Annotated in this window: 17 protein-coding genes; 5 read left to right on the plus strand and 12 right to left on the minus strand. The window is 61.2% G+C overall.

The genetic code is table 11. The features are described from left to right. Positions 1-67: 67 nt before the first annotated feature. Positions 68-973 (minus strand): oxygen-dependent tRNA uridine(34) hydroxylase TrhO, encoded by a 906-nt coding sequence (gene trhO, locus GOX88_RS10995; protein WP_170401247.1) that lies wholly within the window; start codon positions 971-973, stop codon positions 68-70. Positions 974-1,089: 116 nt separating this feature from the next. On the opposite strand from trhO, the gene pncA reads away from it, so the two are divergent. Then, a complete protein-coding gene (gene pncA, locus GOX88_RS11000; protein ID WP_170401249.1) occupies positions 1,090-1,683 on the plus strand; it encodes a bifunctional nicotinamidase/pyrazinamidase in 594 nt (197 codons plus the stop codon). Here the strand turns inward: pncA and GOX88_RS11005 are convergent. Continuing rightward, a complete protein-coding gene (locus GOX88_RS11005; RefSeq protein WP_367647804.1) occupies positions 1,680-2,120 on the minus strand; it encodes a hypothetical protein in 441 nt (146 codons plus the stop codon). The genes pncA and GOX88_RS11005 overlap by 4 nt on opposite strands. 250 nt (positions 2,121-2,370) lie before the next feature. Here GOX88_RS11005 and pncB point away from each other — a divergent pair, with 250 nt between their 5' ends. Continuing rightward, entirely contained in the window at positions 2,371-3,663 is a 1,293-nt protein-coding gene (gene pncB, locus GOX88_RS11010) for a nicotinate phosphoribosyltransferase (protein WP_170401253.1), read from the plus strand. Positions 3,664-3,666: 3 nt separating this feature from the next. Here the strand turns inward: pncB and GOX88_RS11015 are convergent, their stop codons facing one another. Genes GOX88_RS11015 through GOX88_RS11040 form a run of 6 tightly spaced genes read right to left on the minus strand, consistent with a single transcriptional unit; the run spans position 3,667 to position 11,152 of the window. Next, on the minus strand, positions 3,667-5,118 hold the full coding sequence (locus GOX88_RS11015) for an aldehyde dehydrogenase family protein (protein WP_170401256.1): 1,452 nt from the start codon (positions 5,116-5,118) through the stop codon (positions 3,667-3,669). 31 nt (positions 5,119-5,149) lie between these two features. Further along, positions 5,150-6,748 carry an ABC transporter ATP-binding protein gene (locus GOX88_RS11020; protein WP_170401257.1) on the minus strand — a complete coding sequence of 533 codons (1,599 nt, stop codon included), beginning with the start codon at positions 6,746-6,748 and terminating at the stop codon, positions 5,150-5,152. After that, positions 6,745-7,560, minus strand: coding sequence for an ABC transporter permease (locus GOX88_RS11025; protein WP_170401260.1), 816 nt, complete (start codon positions 7,558-7,560; stop codon positions 6,745-6,747). Before GOX88_RS11025 ends, GOX88_RS11020 begins: the two co-directional genes overlap by 4 nt. Next, on the minus strand, positions 7,557-8,504 hold the full coding sequence (locus tag GOX88_RS11030; protein WP_170401262.1) for an ABC transporter permease: 948 nt from the start codon (positions 8,502-8,504) through the stop codon (positions 7,557-7,559). The genes GOX88_RS11025 and GOX88_RS11030 overlap by 4 nt, the downstream gene beginning before the upstream one ends. A 40-nt stretch (positions 8,505-8,544) precedes the next feature. Further along, positions 8,545-9,609, minus strand: coding sequence for a hypothetical protein (locus tag GOX88_RS11035; RefSeq protein WP_170401264.1), 1,065 nt, complete (start codon positions 9,607-9,609; stop codon positions 8,545-8,547). Positions 9,610-9,664: 55 nt separating this feature from the next. Next, a complete protein-coding gene (locus tag GOX88_RS11040; protein WP_170401266.1) occupies positions 9,665-11,152 on the minus strand; it encodes an ABC transporter substrate-binding protein in 1,488 nt (495 codons plus the stop codon). A 170-nt stretch (positions 11,153-11,322) separates the two neighbouring features. Between GOX88_RS11040 and panB the strand changes: the two genes are divergently transcribed. The 3 genes from panB (at position 11,323) to glpK (ending at position 14,547) form a co-directional block, all read left to right on the plus strand. Beyond that, a complete protein-coding gene (panB, locus tag GOX88_RS11045; protein WP_170401268.1) occupies positions 11,323-12,162 on the plus strand; it encodes a 3-methyl-2-oxobutanoate hydroxymethyltransferase in 840 nt (279 codons plus the stop codon). Then, on the plus strand, positions 12,159-13,001 hold the full coding sequence (gene panC, locus GOX88_RS11050; protein WP_170401270.1) for a pantoate--beta-alanine ligase: 843 nt from the start codon (positions 12,159-12,161) through the stop codon (positions 12,999-13,001). Before panB ends, panC begins: the two co-directional genes overlap by 4 nt. Positions 13,002-13,068: 67 nt before the next feature. After that, complete coding sequence (glpK, locus tag GOX88_RS11055; protein WP_170401272.1) at positions 13,069-14,547, plus strand: glycerol kinase GlpK; 1,479 nt, start codon at positions 13,069-13,071, stop codon at positions 14,545-14,547. 13 nt (positions 14,548-14,560) lie between these two features. Here the strand turns inward: glpK and smpB are convergent, their stop codons facing one another. The 4 genes from smpB to GOX88_RS11075 form a co-directional block, all read right to left on the minus strand. Beyond that, positions 14,561-15,043, minus strand: coding sequence for an SsrA-binding protein SmpB (gene smpB, locus GOX88_RS11060; RefSeq protein ID WP_170326303.1), 483 nt, complete (start codon positions 15,041-15,043; stop codon positions 14,561-14,563). Between the two features lie 47 nt (positions 15,044-15,090). Further along, on the minus strand, positions 15,091-15,633 hold the full coding sequence (gene idi / locus GOX88_RS11065; protein ID WP_170401274.1) for an isopentenyl-diphosphate Delta-isomerase: 543 nt from the start codon (positions 15,631-15,633) through the stop codon (positions 15,091-15,093). A 208-nt stretch (positions 15,634-15,841) separates the two neighbouring features. After that, on the minus strand, positions 15,842-16,255 hold the full coding sequence (locus tag GOX88_RS11070; protein ID WP_170401277.1) for a c-type cytochrome: 414 nt from the start codon (positions 16,253-16,255) through the stop codon (positions 15,842-15,844). Positions 16,256-16,368: 113 nt separating this feature from the next. Further along, positions 16,369-17,385, minus strand: a complete 1,017-nt coding sequence (locus tag GOX88_RS11075) for a P1 family peptidase (RefSeq protein ID WP_170401279.1) — start codon at positions 17,383-17,385, stop codon at positions 16,369-16,371. Between the last annotated feature and the right edge of the window lie 7 nt (positions 17,386-17,392).

Consider the following 17,392-nt stretch of genomic DNA (forward strand, 5'->3'; position numbering starts at 1 on the left):
CGATACCGTGTATGCGGAAAGATGATCCGCTTTCCGGGGCGCGCCCGCAACCTTGTTTATCAGAGAGTTAGTCGGAGCCCAGATGCTCTTGACCACGCTGCCGCGCCAGTTGGATCTGTTTCTGCCGCTCGCGGAACCGCGTCTTGTCGGCCTCAGAGGTCTCGTCGATGCACTGATGGCAGGACACGCCATGTTCATATTCGGGACGTTTCATATCCTCGGGCAGGATCGGGCGACGGCAGCCGTGGCACAGATTGTGCGGCCCCTCGACCAGCCCATGCCCCACGGACACGCGGTTGTCGAACACGAAACATTCACCCTGCCAGGTGCTGTCCTCGGCGGGCATCTCTTCGAGATAGCGCAGAATGCCGCCCTTCAGGTGATAGACATCCTCGACCCCCTGCCCCAGCAGGAAATTGGTGGATTTCTCGCAACGGATGCCGCCCGTGCAGAACATGGCCACGCGCTTGTTGTGGAAGCGGTCCTTGTTGTCCTCCCACCAGGCGGGAAAATCGCGGAAACTGGCTGTTTCAGGGTCTATCGCGCCCTCGAACGTGCCAATTGCCACCTCATAATCGTTGCGGGTGTCGATCACCACCACATCGTCCGAGCGGATCAGGTCGTTCCAGTCCTCGGGTTCGACATAGTTACCCACCTGGGCACGCGGATCGATATCCGGCTGGCCCATGGTCACGATCTCTTTTTTCAGACGCACTTTCATCTTGCCAAAGGGCGGGTGGTCGGCGGTGGCCTCTTTCCAGTCCAGATCGGCACAGCCCGGCAACGCGCGGATATGCGCCAGCACCGCATCGATCCCGGCACGGGGGCCAGCAATGGTGCCGTTGATCCCCTCTTGCGCCAGCAAAAGCGTGCCCTTGACCGATTGCGTGCGGCACAGGTCCAGCAAAGGGTCGCGCAGTGCGGCGGGATCGGCGAAACGGGTGAAGTGGTAAAGGGCAGCGATCGTGTACATGCCCGTGATCTAAACCTGCAGGTCCAGTGTCGCAAGATGTTGGGTTAAGACCCGGCACAAGATTGACGCGCCCGCCCCCGCGCCGTACCGATAGACAACTCCGAGGAGAAACCGCGATGACCCACGCCCTTCTTGTAATCGACGTCCAGAATGATTTCTGTCCCGGCGGTGCGCTGGCCGTGCCCGGAGGGGATGAGATCGTCGCCCCCATCAATGCCATGATGGGTGATTTCGACGCCGTGATCCTGACGCAGGACTGGCACCCTGCGGATCATTCCTCGTTCGCCAGCAGGCATGACAACAAGAACCCCTTTGACACGAAAGACATGCATTACGGCCCACAGATTCTTTGGCCGGATCACTGCGTTCAGGGCACCGAGGGGGCCAATTTCCACCCGGACCTGAACACACATGCCGATCTGGTCATCCGCAAGGGCTTTCGCAAAGGTATCGACAGTTACTCGGCGTTTTTCGAAAACGACCAGACCACACCGACCGGGCTGGAGGGGTATCTGAGAACGCGTGGCATCGACAAACTAACCCTTGTCGGTCTGGCCACGGATTTCTGCGTCCATTTCTCGGCCATAGACGCCGCGCGGCTCGGGTTTGACGTGACCGTCCGGATGGATGCCTGCCGGGCCATCGATCTGGACGGGTCTTTGGCTGCCGCAGAAACTGCAATGCGGGACGCTGGCGTAACGCTGTCCTAGGGTGTGGTTCCTTCTGACGCCAGATACCTGAGCACCGCGATCACAACCACAGCCAGCCCAAGCGCAAATCCGATACGACCTTGGATCGAACGTCTTTTGGGTTTGGGCGCGGCGGGCTGTTGCCGTTTCGGTGCCTTGTCCCGAGCCTCCGAGCGGATTTCATCCCGTGGCCGGGCCGTCTTTACATCGTCCAAGAACTGCCAGAGGTCGAACGCACCACAATATTCACCCTTTACACCCACAGCCCTGACATTGGCGAACAACGCGCGCAGGATACGTTCCCGCTCGACCGTGTCCTGCGCACGGAAATACCCATGTGCAAGATTGCTTTTGGCCGTTTCCAGACCAAACCCGGCTTCTTCGAATATCAGACGTATTTTGGGAGAGGCCGCGCGCAATGCCTCGGCGGCATTGGCATCACGAAACAACGCACGCACCGTCCTGTCCCCGGACGTTGCGGAGCCTGACTTCGTATTGTCAGCATCAATCGTTACGATATCAAAGTCGTACTCGAAACCCATTCACCGACTTAACCTTGTACTTCCTTCCCCTTCGTCTCACTAAACAATGAAAGTATCACATAATATGCTCTCATTGTGTCGTGACCTTGTCATTGTCTTCGATCCGGCGACTCTTGCCAATCCACGCACCTATTGATCTAACAACGGAAATCGCAGGAGTTCCCCCATGATCGATATTGCGACACGCGTGTACAATCATAAATGGAAGATTGACCCGATTGTCCGGTCTTTGATCGACACTGACTTCTACAAACTGCTGATGTGCCAGTCAGTGTTTCGAAATAAGCCCCAAACGGATGTGGTGTTTTCGCTGATCAACCGGTCGAATCACATTCCTTTGGCCGAATTGATCGACGAAGGAGAATTGCGCGAGCAGCTGGACCATATCCGGTCGCTCAGCCTCAGCCGCGGCGAAAGCACATGGCTGCGGGGCAATACATTCTACGGCAAACGGCAGATGTTCCGCTCGGACTTCATGGAGTGGTTCGAGAACATGCGCCTGCCGCCCTACCACCTGGAACGCAAGGGCGATCAGTACGAACTGACCTTCGAAGGCAAGTGGCACGAGGTCATGCTGTGGGAAATCCCCGCTCTGGCGGTGCTGATGGAGTTGCGATCCCGCGCGGTTCTGAACGACATGCGCCGGTTCGAGCTGCAGGTGCTTTATGCCCGCGCCATGACCCGTGTTTGGGAAAAGATCGAACAGTTGCGGGAAGTCGACGGCCTGGGCATCGCCGATTTCGGAACCCGCCGGCGTCATTCCTTCCTGTGGCAGGACTGGTGCGTGCAGGCGATGATCGAAGGGCTGGGACCGGCATTTACCGGCACCTCGAACTGTTTGATCGCCATGCGGCGCGAGGTCGAGGCGATCGGCACCAACGCGCACGAACTGCCCATGGTCTATTCCGCGCTGGCCGAAACCGATGAGGCGCTGGCGCAGGCCCCTTATGACGTTCTCAGCGACTGGCATGACGAGCACGACGGCAACCTGCGTATCATCCTGCCTGACACCTATGGCACGCAGGGATTTCTGGACCGCGCCCCCGATTGGCTGGCGGGCTGGACCGGTATCCGCGTCGACAGCGGCGATCCGGCGGCGGGTGCGGAACGCGCGATCAAATGGTGGGAATCGCGCGGCGAAGACCCAATGCAAAAGCGGGTCATCTTTTCGGACGGATTGGACGTGAACAAGATCTGCGAGCTTCACAGCCAATTTGCAGGACGCACCAAAGTTTCCTTTGGCTGGGGCACCCTGCTGACCAACGATTTCCGCGGGCTGGTGCCCGATGACGCGCTGGCACCGTTCTCTCTGGTCTGCAAAGCCGTATCCGCCAACGGTCGCCCGACGGTGAAACTGTCGGACAACCCGGAAAAGGCAATGGGGCCACAGGATGAGATTGAGCGCTATAAACGGGTGTTCGGTGTTGGCGCGCAAGAAGCGATTGAGGTCATCGTTTAGACCCTAACCATGGCAGGCTGCCACAGTTTTCAGCTGTGAGAACCCGTAAAGGGCCTCGAACCCTTTCTCGCGCCCGTGACCGGATTTTCCGACCCCGCCGAAAGGCAGTTCCACCCCGCCGCCGGCACCGTAATTGTTGATGAACACCTGACCCGAGCGGAGCCGTTTCGCCAGCCGCATCTGCCGCGCGCCATCGCGGGTCCAGATGCTGGCGACCAGCCCGTAATCGGTGCTGTTGGCGATGTGGACGGCCTCTTCCTCGGTGTCGAAGGGGATCAGAACCTGAACTGGTCCGAAAATCTCGTCGCGCGCCAGAACGTGATCCGGGGGGACATCAGCAAACAAGGTGGGCCGGACATAGGCGCCTTGCTCCGGCGCTTGGTCTACGATCCGCCCCTGCCCCGCGATGTTCAGATCAGAGCCCTTGGCCAAGAACCCGGTCACGATCTCTTTCTGCCGGGCCGAGATCAGGGGACCGACCCGCAAATCCTCTTGCGCCGGGCCGACGGTCAGATCGGTATACGCCGCGGCCATTCGGGTTTTGACCTGCTCATAAATCCCGCGCTGCACCAGAATGCGGGACGAGGCAGAACAGGTCTGCCCCGCGTTCTGAATGCCTGCATTCACCAGAAACGGCAGCGCCGCGTCCAGATCGGCATCGTCAAACACCAGTTGCGGGGATTTCCCGCCCAGTTCCAGCGTCACCGGCACCACATTGCGCCCCGCCGCCTGCTGCACCAGCGCCCCCGTCGCGACCGAGCCGGTGAACGAGATATGGTCAACGCCCGGATGTCCGGACAGCGCGGCTCCGGCCTCGGCCCCCATTCCGGGCACCACGTTCAACGCGCCCGCAGGCAGGCCAGCCTCTTGCGCCAGATGGGCAAAGGCCAGTGCAGTCAGACAGGCCTCTTCCGCCGGTTTCAAGACACAGGCGTTGCCCATCGCCAGCGCCGCCCCGACCGAGCGGCCAATGATCTGCATCGGGTAATTCCACGGTACGATATGGCCGGTCACCCCATGCGGCTCGCGCAGGGTATAGACGGTGTAACCCTCCAGATAGGGGATGGTCTCTCCCATCACCTTATCCGCAGCCCCACCGTAGAATTCGCAATACCGCGCCAAAGCCACCGCATCCGCGCGGGCCTGGGTCAGCGGTTTGCCCACATCCATCGCCTCGATCCGCGCCAGATCATCCACCCTTTCCAGAACCAGCTGGCCCAGCCGGGTCAGGATACGGCCCCGTTCCAACGCGGTCTTGCGCCCCCAATCGCCTTGCAGCGCAGCCTGAGCGGCCTGTACTGCAGCATCGATATCCGTCGCGCCCCCGCGTGCAATCCTGCAAATCTCAGACCCGTCCGACGGGTTGATCAATGGAATATCCGCCTGTGACGCAGGGCTGACCCATTTGCCACCGATCAAACACAGGCCGGGATTGAACCAGAGTGGGTTGGGCATTTGGGCCTCCTTTCAGGCTCTAACTAAGGGTTTATGCGACGTGTGTGCCGATTTCCGGCAAAACGGGCGCGGCTTCGATCAGGGTTCGGGTATAAGGATGTTGCGGGTCGGAAAAGACCTGTTCGGTCTCACCCTGTTCAACGATCCGGCCCGCCTGCATCACCATCACCCGGTCGGTAATCGTTCGCACAACGCTCAGGTCATGGCTGATGAACAGGTAGGTCAGGTCGTAGGCGGCACAAAGCTCGGCCAGCAGGTCCAGTATCTGCGCGCGGACCGAGACGTCCAGCGCCGAAACGGCCTCATCAAACAGGATCAGTTCGGGGCGGATGATTAACGCGCGGGCGATAGCGATGCGCTGTCGCTGCCCGCCCGAGAACTCGTGAATGTACTTTCCCGCGTCGTCGGGGCTGAGTCCCACGGCTGTCAGCATCTCGGCGATGCGGTCCTGGCGTTCGGACCCCGTGGGAGGGGTGTCCAACAGATGAAACGGTTCGGTGATCAGACGGGCGACACGGTGGCGCGGGTTGAAGCTGCCATAGGGGTCCTGAAACACCACCTGCATCTTGCGACGCACCGCCGGGTTCGGCCTGTGGCCCGAGAAAACCGGCTGCCCGTCCAGGCGAATTTCACCGCTTTGGACCTCTTTCAGCCCCAGAATAGCCCGTGTTAGGGTCGACTTTCCACATCCGGACTCGCCCACCAACCCCAGACGCTCTCCCCGGTTCAAGGTAAAGCTGACGCCGTCCACTGCACGATGATGTCCCGGCGTGCCGAACAGGCCCTTTCGGGGCAGGCGGTAATCGCGGGTGACCTGTGTCACCTCAAGCAGGGGGCGTGGATCAGCGGCGTCGGGCAGCGACACCTGATGGCCGGAGGCTTCGAACAGCATCCTTGTATAAGGGTGCCGCATGTTGCGCAGCAGGTGGGCCGTTGCCCCGCTTTCGACCACCTCTCCGCGGCGCATCACCGCGATCTGATCAGCCATATCCGCCACCACCGCCAGATCATGCGTAATCATCAGCAGACCCATGCCGTATTCGCGCACCAGCCCTTTGAGCAGGTCGAGGATCTGCGCCTGAGTGGTCACGTCCAGCGCGGTTGTCGGTTCGTCCGCGATCAACAGCTTGGGGCGTAGTGCGATGGCCATGGCAATTACCACACGCTGGCGCTGACCTCCGGACAGCTCATGCGGATAGCGGGACAGCGGAAAGCGGTCGGGCGGCAGGCCGACGCGGGTCAGAACCTCTTGCGCGCGCGCCAGCGCCTGCGGGGGCGGCATGGCTTTGTGGATCAGAATCGTCTCCATCACCTGATCGCCGATGGTCTTGACCGGGTTCAGGGCGGTCATCGGTTCCTGAAACACCATTCCGATGGCGGCCCCGCGCAGGGCGCACATCTTAGCCTCGGGACGGGTCAACAGGTCCTGACCCTCCAGCCGGATCGCACCCTGCGCCTGCGCCCCGCTCGGCAGCAATTTCATTACGGCGAGTGCGGTCATAGACTTGCCCGAGCCACTTTCCCCAGTCACAGCCACGATCTGACCGGGATTGATGGACAGGCTGACCTTTTTCAGGATGTCCGCGCCGTGGATCGACAGCGACAGGTTTTCGATCTGCAACAAACTCATGCCCGCGCCACCCTGATCCTTGGGTCCAGCCAATCGCGCAACCCGTCGCCAAGCAGGTTCAGACCCAGGACGGTGACAATAATCGCCAGCCCCGGAATCAGAGCCAAATGCGGGGCAAAACTGACCATTGTTTGCGCATCCGCCAGCATCCGGCCCCAGCTGGGTGTGGGTGGCTGCGCGCCAAGGCCGACATAGGACAGCCCGGCCTCGGCCAGTATCCCAAGGCTGAACTGGATGGTCCCCTGCACGATCAGCAGGTTCGCCACATTGGGCAGGATATGTTCTGCAGATATCCGCGCCGCACCCTTGCCCGAGACACGGGCGGCGAGGATGAACTCCCGCTCCCACAGCGACAACGCGGCCCCACGGGTGATGCGGGCAAACACGGGGATATTGAAGATGCCGATGGCGATGATGGCGTTGATCGCTCCGGCCCCGAAAACGGCGGTGATCAGGATGGCGATGACCAGCGAGGGGAAGGCAAAGACCAGATCATTGCCGCGCATGATGACCTCATCCAGCCACGATCCCTTGCGCGCAGCTGCGGTCAGGCCCAGGGGCACGCCCAGCGCCATGCCGATGCCCACCGCAACCAGCGCCACTGCAATCGACGTGCGCGCGCCCACCATGATCATCGAGAACATGTCGCGGCCGAAATGATCCGTGCCGAACCAGTGCTGCGCATTGGGCGGCTGCAATTTGTCGGGGATATCCAGCGCCGCGTAATCGTAAGGTGTCCAGATGAAAGAGACCAAGGCCGCCAGCAGAACCAGCGAGGACAACACCGCGCCAAGGATCAGGTTACGGCTCATGTCCGGCTCCTTAGCCTTGGATCGACGGCGGCATAGGCCAGATCGACCAGAAAGTTCACGGTGATGACGGCAAAGACCAGCAGCATGACGACCGATTCCACCACGATCAGGTCACGGGCCGAGATCGCCTGAAACACCAGCCGCCCGAGGCCGGGCAGGTAGAACACCTGCTCGATGATGATCGATCCCGCCAGCAGGAACGAGAATTGCAGGCCGATGATGGTCAGCACCGGGATCAGAGCGTTCCGCACCCCGTGCCGCCACAACGCCTGGCGGCGGGACAGGCCCTTGGCGCGGGCGGTGCGCATGAAATCCTCGCCCAGAATATCCAGCAACGACGACCGCATCACCCGTGCCAGAATCGCCGCCTGTGGCAGGGCCAGCGCAATGGCGGGCAGGGTCAGGGAATGCAGACCGGTCCAGAGCCCCTGATCCCAGCCCGCAAACCCGCCCGCATTGAACCAGCGCAGGTTGATGGCAAAGATCAGCACCAGCATCATGGCGAACCAGAAATTCGGCACCGCGATGCCCAGCTGTGTTGCGCCCATGACCGTCAGATCCCCGGGTTTGCCCCGGCGCGCGGCGGCGTAAATCCCGGCGGGAAAGGCAATCAGCGTCGACAGCGTCAGCGCATAAAGCGCCAGCGGCAGCGACACCCACAACCGGTCCGCAATCATCTGCGATACCGGCGTGCGATAGGTGTAGGACGTGCCGAAATCCCCCACCAGCATCCCGCCGACCCAGTTGAAATAGCGCTGTGCCTTTGAGACGTCCAACCCAAGCTCGGCCCGCAACGCGGCCAGAGTATCCTCCTGCGCGTTCACGCCCAGCATGAACGAGGCCGGATCACCCGGCGCGACCTCGATCACCGCGAATATGACCACCGAGGCGACGGCCAGGCTGATCAGCAGTGAAATCAGACGTTTGAGGGCATAGCGCAGCATCGAGGCCACGTTAGGCACACAATACGCGCGGGTCCAGCACCTAGGGCACCAGCAGATAGATGAAAATCGCGTAGGCGACGATGGCGGCGTAGCCCAGCGGGTAAATCCACTTGATCGCGTAATTGTCCAGCTTTCTGGCCCCGTCCTCGCGCCCGGATACCTTCAGTTTGCGCAGGGCCACGTTGAACACGATCAGCGCCCCGGTCATCAGGAACATGCATTGCAGGATGAAATCCAGAAAGGTCAGATATCCAAGCTTGGGCAGATCAGCAGAGATCGCCCAGTTGAAGGCCACGAAAACCAGCAGATTGCCCCCGGCGATCTCGATCCTGCGGCGGTATTCGTCAAGGAAGAACAGCGCCCAGCCAACAGTGATCAGAACCAGCATCGGCAGGAACACCCGGATCACATAGTAGGTCAGATGCCGCTTGCCCTCGAAGGCCAGAGCGACCTGATCGCTGTCCCGGCCGGACAGGCCGATCACCGTCGAGCGCTCGACCCGGGGGTTGTCCAGAATCCACTCTTCCTCGCCCAACAGATCGCCAAGGCCCGAGTACTTCTCGAGCGGGTAAAAGGACACGAATTCGGACGGAAAGACCGAGACGACCTCAAAAAAGAACTCCTGCGTGTCGAACGGGTATTTGCGGAAATCGAAATGCGGGGCCTGTAAGGTCAGCGAGGATTTCTCGACATAGATCACATGCCCGTCATCGCGCAATGAGGCCGCGGATTCGTGAATCCACTTGTTGGATTGCTGGTTATGGATGACGAAAGCGGGCACAATCGCACCCAACCCCCGCGCGTGATCGGCCAGGGCCGGAGGGTTGAAGACCTGAATTTCGCGCCCGACCTCATCGCGGTCAAAGGCCAGCGCAGGGTCGGTCCATTCGGCCCTCAGAACAACGACGGCACCATAGTTTTCGGCCTTCTGATCGACGCTGGTGACCTGATCGATGCGGATACCAATCCCCACCTTCAGCGGGTTTTCAGGCGTACCAACCAGCGGCCCAACCCCGCCTGCCAGCCCGTTTTGCGCCTGCGCCCCGCCCCCCGCGGCAAGGAGGCAGGCAACAATTACAAGACAGAGGACGCGAAACAGGTTCATTATCAGGCTTACTCGGGAACAGGGGCCCGGGGCCGGTTACAGCCCCGGACAGGGCTTATTCGGACCAGCTGATCTGGGTCAGGTCGATCGCAGCCGTCGGTGCGTTCATCCAAAGGCCCTGCACTCCGGCTTTGGCGATCCCCAGCTTGGGCAGCTGGAACAGATAGCCGTTGACGTAATCGGTCGAAATCAGCCGCTGCATGTCGCCCAGCAGTTTCTTACGTTCCTCCGGGTCGGTGGTCGCGTTCAGCGTCTCCATCAGCGTCTGGGCGTCCAGGCTGTCATACTGGAAATAGTAGTCCGGGCGCGCATAGATTCCGATGTCCATCGGCTCGGTATGGCTGATGACGGTCAGGTCGTAATCCTTGCCCTTGAACACCGATTCCAGCCATTGCGCCCATTCCACGTTGATGATCTCGGCGGTGATGCCGACCTCGGCCAGTTGTGCGGCGATGATTTCACCGCCGCGGCGAGCGTAAGAAGGCGGCGGCAGGTGCAATGTGGTTTTGAACCCCTCTTCATAGCCCGCATCAGCCAGCAGCTTGGCCGCTTTTTCCGGGTCATAGGCCGAATTTCCGGTCAGATCGACATAAGCCGGGTTGTGCGGTGCGAAATGGGTGCCAATTGGTGTGCCATATCCAAACATCGCCCCGTCAATAATGGCCTGTCGGTCGATGGCATGAGCCAATGCCTGGCGCACACGGATGTCATCAAACGGAGGCTTCTTGTTGTTGGTGGACAGGATCGTTTCACCCTCGGTCGAACCGACAAGCACCTGAAAGCGCGGATCGGCCTCGAACTGCGGCAGGTTCTCCGGCGCGGGGAAGTTGTCGAACACGTCCACATCCTCGGCCATCATGGCGGCGAAAGCGGCGGTCGGGTCCGAGATGAATTTGAACGTTGCAGCCTCCAACGCGGGCTGAGCCCCCCAATAGTCCGGGTTTCGGATCAGCGTGATGCTGTCGCCCTGCACCCAGTTACCAAATGTATAGGCCCCGGTGCCGACGGGGTTGGTGGTGATGTTATCAATACTGTCGGGGGACACGATCACCGCATCCCCCCAGGCCATGTTGAACAGGAAATTGCCGTCAGGTTCGGACAGGGTCACCTTGACGGTCAGCGGATCGACGACCTCAACGCTTTCGATTCCGGCAAACAGCGCCTTTTGCGCGTTGGCGCTGTCTTCGGCGCTGGCGCGGTCGAGGCTGAACTTGACGTCCTCGGCATCCATCGTGGTGCCATCATGGAAAGTCACGCCGTCGTGCAACTTGAAAGTATAGACGGTGCCGTCCTCGGAAATCTCCCAGCTTTCGGCCAGCCCGGGCACGACCGAGCCATCGCCCATGAACCGGGTCAGCCCTTCGAAAATGTTGGTGTAAACCACCGAGTCGATCGCCTGCGCCGCAGCGCTGGTCGGGTCAAGATGCGGCGGCTCAAGCTGCATCGCGATGGTGATATCGGACTTGGCCAAAGCCCCGGTGGCAAAGACACTTGCCCCCAGCGCCAGGGCCGATGCAAAGGATTTCAACATCTGATTTGTCATAAAAATCTCCCACCGTTCTTATGGCTGAACCCGCTGTTTTACGGACCTTTCTGCGAGTAATGTCCCTTTAAACCTCGGGTCAATCAAGGAAATGTTCGCGCAACCGGGGTTTCTATAACCTTGTTCAATCTGCTATGCCGCGCTGCAACATGAACACCGGAGGAGCGATCATGAGCGCCACCGCCCATAAAAAAGCCCCCAATGCCGAGGACATCCGCGCCCGCAAAGGGGGCACGCCGCTGGTCTCTCTGACCGCTTACACGACCCCGATGGCGCGGTTGATGGATGCCCATTGCGACTTTGTTCTGGTGGGCGACAGCGTCGGCATGGTGCTGCACGGGATGGAATCGACGCTGGGCGTGACGATGGAGATGATGATCCTGCACGGACAGGCCGTTTCGCGCGGGCTGAACAAGGCGATGATGGTCATCGACATGCCGTTTGCCAGCTATGAACATGACAAGGCCGGGGCGTTCCGCAATGCCGCCCGCCTGATGGCGGAAACCGGCGCCGGTGCGGTCAAGCTGGAAGGTGGGGTCGAGATGGCCGAGACCATCCGCTTTCTGGTCAAGCGCGGCATTCCGGTGATGGCGCATATCGGCCTGACGCCCCAATCGATCAACACGCTGGGCGGCTACAAGGTGCAGGGCCGGGACGAACAGGCCGAGGCCGTGCTGGCCGACGCCCGAGCAGTGGCCGAGGCGGGCGCGTTTTCGGTGGTGCTCGAGAAGGTGCCGCAAGGTCTGGCCGACCGGATCACATCCGAGGTTGCGATTCCGACCATCGGCATCGGGGCCTCGGTTGGATGTGACGGGCAGATTTTGGTGGTCGACGACATGGTGGGCTTTTTCACCGCTTTCAAACCGAAATTCGTCAAACGCTATGCTGAACTGGGCCCACAGGCCGAAGCCGCCATCGCCGAGTACGCCGCCGAAGTGCGCGCCCGCGCCTTTCCGGCCGACGAACATGTGTTCGCGGATCAGGCGCCCTCCAAAGGACCCAAAACATGACTGCCCCCATCCTGCGCCGCTTGGCCGACATGCGCGCGCTGACCACCGAATGGCACCGCAACGGTGAAACCATTGGCGTCGTCCCGACCATGGGCGCACTGCATCAGGGGCACCTGTCGCTGGTCGAGGCCGCAAAGGCAGGCACCGACCGGGTGATCGTGACCATCTTTGTGAATCCCAAACAGTTCAACAACCCCGAGGATCTGGCCAAATACCCGCGCACCGAAAACGAGGATGCGCAGAAACTGGCCCCCTACGGCGTCGATGCAATCTATGTCCCCGACCCCGAAGAGATTTATCCGCAGGGCTTTGCCACCAATGTGTCCGTCGCGGGCCTGACCGATGTGATGGAGGGCGAATTCCGCCCCGGTCATTTCGACGGCGTCGCCACCGTGGTCGCCAAGCTGTTCCTGCAGACGCAGGCAGATCGAGCCTATTTCGGCGAAAAAGACTTCCAGCAACTGATGGTGGTCCGCCGCATGGCGCGCGATCTGGACATTCCGATCGAGGTGATCGGCTGCCCCACGGTGCGCGAACCCTCGGGTCTGGCGATGTCGTCGCGCAACCTGCGCCTCTCACCCGACGGGCTGGCAATTGCCGCCAACAAACACCGGATCATGCAAGGCGTGGCCCAGTCGCTGAACGCCGGGGCCGCGTTTGACGCGCTGGCCGCACAGGCCGAGACCGATCTGCTGGCCGCAGGGTTTGCGCAGGTCGAATATATCCACCTGCGCTGCGCCGAAACGCTGGAGCCTCTGACCCACGCCGACCGCCCCGCGCGGCTGTTTGCGGCGGCCTGGGCGGATGGCGTTCGTCTGATCGACAATATTCCCGTCTGAACGCTCTGGTAGGATTGTCATTGTTTGCGCTAAAGTCCCGCAAAACCAAACGGGAGGGGCGCGGGGAATGACCTATATTCTCGCCATTGATCAGGGCACCACATCATCGCGGGCCATTTTATTCGACGCAGACATGCAGCGCGCAGGCACTGCGCAGCATGAGTTCGCCCAGCATTTCCCGCAGGAAGGCTGGGTTGAACACGATGCCGAAGAAATCTGGGAAAGCGTGTTGCGCGTCTGCCGCGAGGTGATGGAGAGCACCGGCGTCACCCCCGACCAGATCGCGGGCATCGGCATCACCAACCAACGCGAAACCACCGTGGTCTGGGATCGCGCCACCGGAAAACCGATCCACAACGCCATCGTCTGGCAGGACCGCCGCACCGCCGAGATCTGCGCCCGCTACAAGCAGGCCGGATGCGAGGATGATGTGACCGCCCAGACCGGTCTGCTGCTGGACCCTTATTTCTCGGGCACCAAGGTAAAGTGGCTGCTGGACAATGTACCGGGCGCCCGCGACCGCGCCGAGGCCGGAGAGTTGATGTTCGGCACCATCGACTGTTTCCTGATCTGGCGTCTGACCGAGGGGCGCAGCCACGCCACCGACGCCACCAACGCCGCCCGCACCCTGCTGTTCGACATTCACAAGGGCGAATGGAGCCCGGAAATCTGCGATCTGCTGGATGTGCCGATGACCATGCTGCCCGAGGTCCACGATTGCGCATCTGATTTCGGAAATACGACCCTAATAGGGGGCGATATCCCTATTTTGGGCGTGGCCGGGGATCAGCAGGCCGCCACCATCGGTCAGGCCTGTTTCCAGCCCGGCATGATGAAATCCACCTATGGCACCGGCTGTTTTGCCCTGCTGAACACCGGGGACCAGCCGGTTGAATCGAAAAACCGCCTGCTGACGACGATCGCCTATCAGTTGGACGGCAAGCGGACCTATGCGCTCGAAGGCTCGATCTTTGTTGCCGGGGCCGCCGTGCAATGGCTGCGCGACGCGCTGAAGATCATCGAAACCGCCCCCGAAAGCGGAGAGCTGGCGCAACAGGCCGATCCGAATCAGCACGTTGTTCTGGTACCTGCCTTCACCGGCCTCGGCGCACCCTATTGGAAACCCGACTGCCGCGGTGCGGTGTTTGGTCTGACCCGCAACTCGGGCCGCGCGGAATTCGCCAAGGCCACGTTGGAAAGCATCGCCTATCAAACCCGCGATCTGTGGCACGCCATGCAGGGCGACTGGGGGGCCGAGACGGACGTGACCCTGCGTGTGGACGGAGGTGCCAGCGCCTCGGACTGGGCCATGCAGGGGCTGTCGGACTACTTGGGCGCCGAAGTGGACCGTCCCGTCATGCAGGAAACCACCGCCCTTGGCGCGGCCTGGCTGGCGGGGATGCGGGCGGGCATTTACCCGGATCAGCAGGGGTTTGCCGAAACCTGGGCGCTGGATCGCCGGTTCGAGCCGGAACTGTCCGCCGAGGAACGCGACGCCGCCTATGACCGCTGGAGTCGCGCCGTGTCAGCTGCGATGGCGTTCTGAAACCGGTGAAGGATCAGCTGTGATCCTTCATCAGCCGCTGTTTCTGACGTGACCAGTCGCGTTTGGCCTGAGTCTCACGCTTGTCGTGCAGCTTTTTACCCTTGGCGATGCCGATCTTCAGCTTTGCCCGACCCTTGTGATTGAAGTACAGAACCAGCGGCACCAGCGTCATGCCCTTGCGCTGGGTCGCGTTCCACAGGTTGGCCAGTTCCTTGCGCGACACCAGCAGCTTGCGGCGACGGCGTTCTTCATGCTTGAACACCTTCGCCTGCTCATACGGGGCGATATAGCTGTTGATCAGCCACAGCTCTCCGTCATCGACCGAGGCATAGCTTTCGGCGATGTTCGACCCGCCCGCACGCAGGGATTTGACCTCGGATCCCTCCAGCACGATACCGCACTCGATATCGTCCTCGATCGCGTAATCGAAGCGCGCACGCCGGTTTTCGGCGATGACTTTGTAATTCGGGTCTGAGTTCTGCTTTTGCTTGGCCATGACGCGTTGATTTAGGCGGCTTGGGCGGCCCTTGCAAGCCGTTGCCGTCAGGTCTTGGCCGAGATGATCAGATCGGGACCGAAAATCGTGTCGGCATGGTTGTGCAAATAGATCTTCAGCCACGGCGTAAACCGCGTCGGATGACGCTGCACTTCGGCCAGCAGATCGTGGTAGTCGATCCAGCGGATATCCATCACTTCGTCCGGATTAGGCTCGATTTCCAGCGGGCCACGCACATGGGCAAGGAAGACATCGACCACCTCATGCTCGACCATGTTGTTGCCGACATCGGCGTGATATTCCAGCCGGTGACGGTATTCGGGATACAGGCCCGTGATCCCCAGTTCCTCACTCAAGCGACGCACGGCGCATTCCGAGGGCGTCTCACCCCAATCGGGATGGGTGCAGCAGGTATTCGCCCACAGGCCCGGCGTGTGGTATTTGCCCATCGCCCGGCGCTGCAACAGAATCTCGGTGCCGCGGACGACAAAGACGGACACAGCCTTGTGTCTGAGGCCCTTTTCATGCGCCTCAAGCTTGTCCACGGGGGTCAATTCGCCATCAACCCAGGCCGGGATCATGATTCCCATCTGTCGTCTCCTGCTGCCGATCTGCCTGAAGGGCCAAACGTTCGAAAGTGACTAAGGCCGGATCGGCTTGGCTTTGCGCAATCATGCGGGCAAGGCATGACGGTTCGCGCAAACCCAAGGTGGCGCTGATCTATCCTGTGATCAAGCGCACGAAAGGCCGCAGGGGCTGCGGCCTTTTGTAACCTTAAGCGATGCGGTGCGTCAGGCGTTATTCGCCTGAAACACTGACGATATAGGCATAGACGTCTTCGCCGCCCTTCTTCAGCTTGAAGGTCATCTTGGACTTGGCACCAGTGTCATCCAGATAGGTTTTCAGGAATGTCTTGGGGTCCTGGGCATATTCGACAAAGGTGGCTTCATCCCAGACCAGACCGTTTTCACCGGCTGCAACGATGCTGTCACCGTATTTGAAGCCTTCGACGGTGCCTGCGGTACGGCCTGCGATGCCGTAAAGGTTCGGACCAGTCTTGCCGCCTTTGACGATTGCCTCGCCATCGGGGGTAGCGATTTGGTGACAGGACTTGCATTTGTTGAAGGTTTTCTTGCCGGCTTCGGCGTCACCTTCAGCATATACGGGTACGGCCAGCAGGCCGACGATTGCGGTAGCGAGGATGCGATTCATAGCTTTTGCTCCGATACAAATTGGCTGCGCCGAATGGACCTTCGGCGCGGAAAAGAGTCAACGCGCAGATTGCCGCGCGAGAGCACTGTGCCACTGCGGCATAGTGGCAGTCCTTAACTTATGTCATGTGGCGCGGACCAACACGGCAAAATATCGCCCACCTCCGGGGTCGCCAGGTAGATCGCCCGCGCGATGGCCCGCGCAAGGCAGACCGAGGCCGCATGGCCGATCAGCCCCAACTCCGTTTCAGCCGCGACCGGGCGCGCACCGGTGCTGACCCCGAACACCAGATCGCCGTCACCCGGCGTGTGGGCAGGCAGGATCGCCCGGGCAATACCATCATGCGCAGCCACCGCCAGCCGCTGGCATTGTGGTTTCGACAGCGCAGCATCGGTGGCAACGATGGCAATGGTGGTGTTGCCCTTGTCCGGTTCGGCCAGCCCCATGGCCTGAGCCTTGAGGCTGGGTGCGGGTGCACCCAACCCGGCACAGGAATCGGGTCCTAGTCCGCCGAATTCCCCGTCATATTCGAAAGGCGCAGCCCAGAAATGACGATCTCCGGGCGAGGTGACGCTGCCCAGCGGGTTGGCGGCAACCAACGCGCCAACGGTGATCCCGTTGTCCAGCACCAGCGACGCAGAGCCCAGCCCACCCTTGTGTCGGGAGGTCAGTGCCCCGGTGCCCGCGCCCGCTGTGCCCAGCGCGAAATCTTCACCTGCGCTGTCAAACGCGGCCCGACCCAGGGCGCGATACGGGTTTTGGTCCCAATCCTTATTGCCGCCATTCAGCAGATCGAACAGGATCGCTCCGGGCACAATTGGCACCACGGTGTCGCCGACCGGATAGCCCCGGCCTTGCGCGCGCAAAGCATCCGACACGCCCGAGCAGGCATCCAACCCAAAGGCCGACCCGCCGGACAAGGTTATCGCGTCCACTTTCGAGACGGATTTGTCCGGCGCCAGCAGATCGGTTTCCCGCGTCCCCGGTGCGCCACCCATGACATGGACCGAGGCTGTGAACGCCTGATCCGCCGTCAGGACGGTGGTGCCGGATTTCAACGCTACGTCCTGCGCATTGCCGACCCGCAGGCCGGGAACATCGGTGATCAGGTTCCGGGGACCGGGGGTCATAGATGCA

The sequence above is a fragment of the Ruegeria arenilitoris genome, assembly GCF_013030985.1.
Lineage (GTDB): Bacteria > Pseudomonadota > Alphaproteobacteria > Rhodobacterales > Rhodobacteraceae > Ruegeria > Ruegeria arenilitoris_B.